Origin of the sequence: Microcystis sp. M53602_WE12, assembly GCF_030065455.1 — a bacterium.
In the GTDB taxonomy this organism is placed as follows: domain Bacteria; phylum Cyanobacteriota; class Cyanobacteriia; order Cyanobacteriales; family Microcystaceae; genus Microcystis; species Microcystis aeruginosa.
Map to the genome: position 1 here is coordinate 1 of NZ_JASJFB010000383.1, position 4,999 is coordinate 4,999.

At 44.7% G+C, this 4,999-nt stretch carries 4 protein-coding genes; 2 read left to right on the forward strand and 2 right to left on the reverse strand.

The genetic code is table 11. The annotated features are described in order from the left end of the window. Positions 1-133: 133 nt before the first annotated feature. Together PX482_RS13120 and PX482_RS13125 are read right to left on the reverse strand one after the other, a co-directional pair. Positions 134-553, reverse strand: a complete 420-nt coding sequence (locus PX482_RS13120; RefSeq protein ID WP_002761599.1) for an endonuclease domain-containing protein — start codon at positions 551-553, stop codon at positions 134-136. 35 nt (positions 554-588) lie between these two features. Beyond that, complete coding sequence (locus tag PX482_RS13125) at positions 589-2,646, reverse strand: class I SAM-dependent DNA methyltransferase (protein ID WP_288096207.1); 2,058 nt, start codon at positions 2,644-2,646, stop codon at positions 589-591. 291 nt (positions 2,647-2,937) lie between these two features. Between PX482_RS13125 and PX482_RS13130 the strand changes: the two genes are divergently transcribed. Next, positions 2,938-4,161, forward strand: a complete 1,224-nt coding sequence (locus PX482_RS13130; protein WP_288096210.1) for a DHH family phosphoesterase — start codon at positions 2,938-2,940, stop codon at positions 4,159-4,161. 52 nt (positions 4,162-4,213) lie between these two features. Beyond that, entirely contained in the window at positions 4,214-4,708 is a 495-nt protein-coding gene (gene sixA / locus PX482_RS13135) for a phosphohistidine phosphatase SixA (RefSeq protein ID WP_002761593.1), read from the forward strand. Positions 4,709-4,999 lie beyond the last annotated feature (291 nt).

Below are 4,999 nucleotides of genomic sequence, written 5' to 3' on the forward strand. Positions count from 1 at the left end.
GGGATAGCCTTGAAAAGGGGGGCTAGGGGGGATAGCCTTGAAAAGGGGGGCTAGGGGGGATAGCCTTGAAAAGGGGGGCTAGGGGGGATAGCCTTGAAAAGGGGGGCTAGGGGGGATTACCTTTCAAGGGGGACTAAGGAGGATCATCAACCTCCGTACAGACAGGAAGCGAAGAAATAAACCCCGATATTTTCTCACAAACCGCCTCGAAATCGTATTTAACCTCATCATTGGTGAAACGGATCACCGTTAATCCGTATCCCTCTAAAACCTTCGTTCTTCTAGCATCATAAGCCATTGCCTCCGGAGTAAGATGAACCTCCCCATCCACCTCGATCACTAATTTCAACTTCGGACAATAGAAATCAACGATAAATTGATCGATCGGTCGCTGTCGCCACATTTTTAAAGGAAATTGTCGGAGAAAAGCCCATAACTTTTTTTCTGTCGGTGTGGGATTTTTTCGCATTTCCTTGGCTCTAGGGACTAAATCGGGATTGTAGGGTAGAAAATAAACACCGTATTTTAATTTAGACACGATCGCTATCTCCATCGGTCTCCTTTAAGGAAATATACCGAAGTTCTTTTTTAAATCCCCAACCCTTCAAAATTCTTAGCAATTTCATCAGCTAAACGAATCGCCTCGGAGTTGAGATCATTTAACTCCAGATGAATTTCGCGTAACGTTTCCTCGAAATCGAAATCCTCATCTTCCTCCTCTGGGGAAACGCCGACATAGCGTCCGGGGGTTAAACTCCAATCATTCGCCTGTAACTCCTCGCGATCGACCACTTTAACCAACCCTTCCACATCCCGCAGCTTGGCATCGGGGAACCTTTCTAATAACCAGTGAGCGTGACGGTAGAAACTACGAACCGATTTAAGCTGTTCGATCGCATTCTGACGGTTTGTATCGGCTTCTTTGCGTAAGGTGTTGAGTTCGCGGGAATTCCACCACAGTTTACTATCTCTTGCTCCCAGATCCTTCTCGGCACGCTCGATCGCTCGACCTAATAATTTATTCACCAGATCCGCCTGTTTGCCCAGATCCCGACTAAATTCGCCGTATTCGTGATAACAGCGGACAGCCTCGTGTAAAGTCTCTAAATCATCAGCGTTATAGGAAATCGGAGCGAAACCGGCGTATTTATCGATGTCATCTTTGAAAAGCTCAGATGCTGTTCGGAGTTCTAACCATGTTCCGTCTTTTTCATCGATGAGATTATAAAATTTCTCTAGGGACTCGGTTAACTTGTCCAGATGCTCGCGATAGTTTTGTAAAAGAGCGATCGATCCCTGATACTCTCGATCGATACTCTGGCAATAACCGACAACCAAATCGATAAAACGCTTCGATTCGCTCCGATAGAGCCAGACAATCGAGAGAATATTCTGTAACTGTTCTGGGCTAAAATCGTTGATCGTCCGGTTTACTTTCCGGTAAATATTGCGGGCATCGATCATTAATATCTTATCTTGAAGCTCGGCGGGTTTCCCTCGATTGAGAAACCACAACTCGCAGGGTACGGAGCGGGTATAGAAAAAGTTGGAGCGGATCGCGATCATTATGTCCACCGTTCCCGTCTCGATTAACTTCTGTCTTACCTTGCCTTCGTCTCTCCCGGCGCTGGAAGCTTGGGAAGACATAACAAAACCGGCTTTTCCTCGATCATTGAGATAGCTGTAGAAGTAACTGATCCATAGATAGTTACCGTTGGAAACTTTGTTACTTTTATTAACCCCCGGCAATCCGAAGGGTAAGCGCTCATCACCATCTACCTTACTATCCACCTCGTCCACGTTAAAGGGAGGATTGGCCATCACATAATCCACTTTCCCGGCCAATGCCAGCGGATCCTCGTAGTAGGTGATCGCTTTTTGGATATCCCCTTCTAAACCGTGAACCGCGAGATTCATCTTGGCTAAACGAATTGTGGTCGGATTCTTCTCTAACCCTTTAAAAGTTAACATCTGGGGATTGATGCGCTGTCTCTCAACGAAATGTGCGCTCTGGACAAACATTCCCCCCGAACCACAGGCAGGATCGAAAACCAATCCGTGATCGGGTTCTAAAACATTGGCGATCAAAGATACTAGAGAAACGGGAGTAAAAAACTCTCCGTTATCGTGAGCTTTGAGATTAGCGAATTGTGTTAGGAAATATTCATAAATTCGCCCGAAAATATCCCCATCGGCTTTTTTTAACTCTTCTGGGTTTAAAATCCGTAGTAAATTCCCTAATACCACGTTATCTAGTTCTTGGTATTCCGTTTTCGGTAAAATACCCCCTAAAGGTGGATAATCCCCCTCGATCGATAGCATTGCTTCCATTAAGGAGGTCGAGCGATTGACGCTATCGGGGAGCGCCACCAGAAAATCGAACTGAGCTTTTTCTTGGAGATAGATCGCTCCTTTGCACAAGAAATCTTCTTTGGTTAAGGAGCGTGTTTTACCCCCTCGCTTCGGTAAATCCGCCTCTACCTCCCTCTTAACCTTGAGAAAACGACTATAGGCATGACGAAGGAAAATCAAGCCCATAACGGGCAGAAAATACTCGTTACTGGCATAGTTAGAATTAGCGCGCAGGGTGTCGGCCGCTTTCCAGAGCTTTTTTTCGATCGCTTCGATGTTGTCCAGTTGGGCCATGAAATTTTACTCAAGAATTAGGTAGATGGTCGAGCCTGAAGGGAAAATTAAGGGGTTTGGTATAGTATCTATTTTCTCAAGTAATGGCAGCGATGGTTAATTGCCCTAACTCCTCTCCCAGAACAAACGGCAGGGGTCTTTTGATAGACTAGAGTTATGGCCCCAGAGTAAGGAGCTAGGGGCAAGAAAAGCTTAATATTTGAGATGAACCGATCAAGCGAGAATATCGTCTAGAATTAATTAACTCAAAAAATCCTGACTGAATCTACCTTTAAGCAAACTTTTCTAAAAATGATGGCTGAATTACTGAGTCTAGTTCCTGCCAAGTCCCTCGAAACTGATGTAGTGGTAGGGGAAGCACCGGCAGTATGTCCCCTTCCTCCAGTCACGGTTAGTAATGATACCCTACTTATTTCCCTAATCGATCGCCTGCGACGTACTTTGGAAAATCACCGCAGCGAAAATCAAATTGTGGTGATGCAGGATTTCCCGGATCCCGATGCTCTTTCTAGTGCCTGGGCCTATCAAATTATCGCCGAACAGTACGATATTCACTGTGATATAGTCTATGCGGGTACTCTCTCCCATCAGGAAAATGTCGCTTTGGTAAAACTAACGGGTTTACCGGCTAAACGTTGGGGAGTCCATACCCTCAAGGATAGAGATCTTTCGGTTTATCAGGGTTGTGTTTTTGTCGATGGTCAGGGAACCAATAGTCAGTTAACCACTCTGGTTAAACAGGCAAAAATTCCCATTATTGTCGTGATTGATCATCATACTCGCCAAGGGGATCTAGAGGCGGAATTTGTCGATATTCGTCCCCAAATCCGGGCAACAGCGACGATGTTAACCCAATATATCCAAAAAGGGTTAATAAGTTTTAATAGTAGCGATACCGTCCATGTTAAGTGTGCCACAGCCTTGATGCACGGATTGCGATCGGATACGAATAATTTAATGCAAGCGCAAGAATGTGAATTTATTGCTGCTGGTTATCTCAGTCGTTTCTACGATGCCCAATTATTAAACGCTGTCCTGCAATCGGCCAGATCCCGACGGGTGATGGATGTGATTGAACGGGCCTTAAAAAACCGTATTATTAAAAATAATTATTCGATCGCTGGGGTCGGTTATTTGCGTTATGATGACCGGGATGCGATTCCCCAAGCTGCCGATTTTTTGGTGACAGAAGAAAATGTTCACACGGCTTTAGTTTATGGTATCGTTCACGATGAAGATGAGGAGATCGAGTTAGTCATTGGTTCTATGCGTACCAGTAAAATTACCCTAGATCCCGATGAATTTCTCAAGGAAGCTTTCGGACAGGATAACCAAGGTCGCTTTTTTGGTGGTGGTCGTTATATGGCCGGAGGTTTTGAAATTCCTATCGGTTTCCTCGGTGGTTTTAATAATAATGCCGAATACGCAAAACTTAAGTGGGAACTGTATGACACCCAAATTAAACAGAAACTTTCCCATCTAGTTAACCCCGATGAAAAGGTAATTCGCACCTAGCTATTAGACCTCAGCTATCTGTTAACATTGCCAAGACCGACCTAACACTGATATGAAACTTTATTTTGTGCGTCATGGATTAGCAGGACAATCGGGGGATTATCTCAACGATGGGGAACGTCCTTTAACCGAGGAAGGTAGGGCCAAAACTGCTAAAATTGCCCAAAGATTAGGACAGTTGGGGGTGAAATTTGACCTAATTTTGACTTCTCCCCTGGTGCGTGCCGTGCAAACCGCCGAAATTTTGCAAAAAGCGGGTTTAAGCCGTAAAATTGAGCAATTTAATCCCCTATCGCCCAATGGCAATATTCAAGATTGGGTGCAATGGTGGCAAAAGTCCGACTATCAGCGAGAGGAAAATGCGATCGCACTGGTAGGTCACGAACCGGATTTAGGCTATTGGACGGAAATGCTAGTTTGGGGCAAGTTTCAAGGGAAATTATCGGTCAAAAAAGCGGGAATAATTGGTCTAGAGGTTCCCAATCAAGAAAATCCCCTAGGTAAGTGTCAGTTATTCTGGTTGACAGCACCGAAATTACTTCTCTAGGAATTAACCTAGGTGTATCTATCCTTTTTGGAGACTACAATCGATGTTTAGTTAGGGTCTGCTGAAAAAGTTTTTCCTGGGGGTAGGAGTCAGGAGCCGGTCGTCAGTAGCCAGTCGTTTCAGGCTTTGTTGCCCTTGTTTTGTGTACCAAGCGATGTACTACAAGAAGGATAATGCAAGGTTTTTGAAAGTCCCAATCCTATTTTCGCAGCATGAACATCGGACTTTAACAGGTCAAAAGCCTTATTTTAAAAGGGTTTTACCATTATTAAGCAAGCCCTAGTTAGGGTA

Bases quoted from the DNA above. Each gene is read 5' to 3' on its own strand.
- PX482_RS13120 (WP_002761599.1), bottom strand. From the start codon at position 553: ATGGAGATAGCGATCGTGTCTAAATTAAAATACGGTGTTTATTTTCTA.
- PX482_RS13125 (WP_288096207.1), bottom strand. From the start codon at position 2,646: ATGGCCCAACTGGACAACATCGAAGCGATCGAAAAAAAGCTCTGGAAA.
- PX482_RS13130 (WP_288096210.1), top strand. From the start codon at position 2,938: ATGATGGCTGAATTACTGAGTCTAGTTCCTGCCAAGTCCCTCGAAACT.
- sixA (WP_002761593.1), top strand. From the start codon at position 4,214: ATGAAACTTTATTTTGTGCGTCATGGATTAGCAGGACAATCGGGGGAT.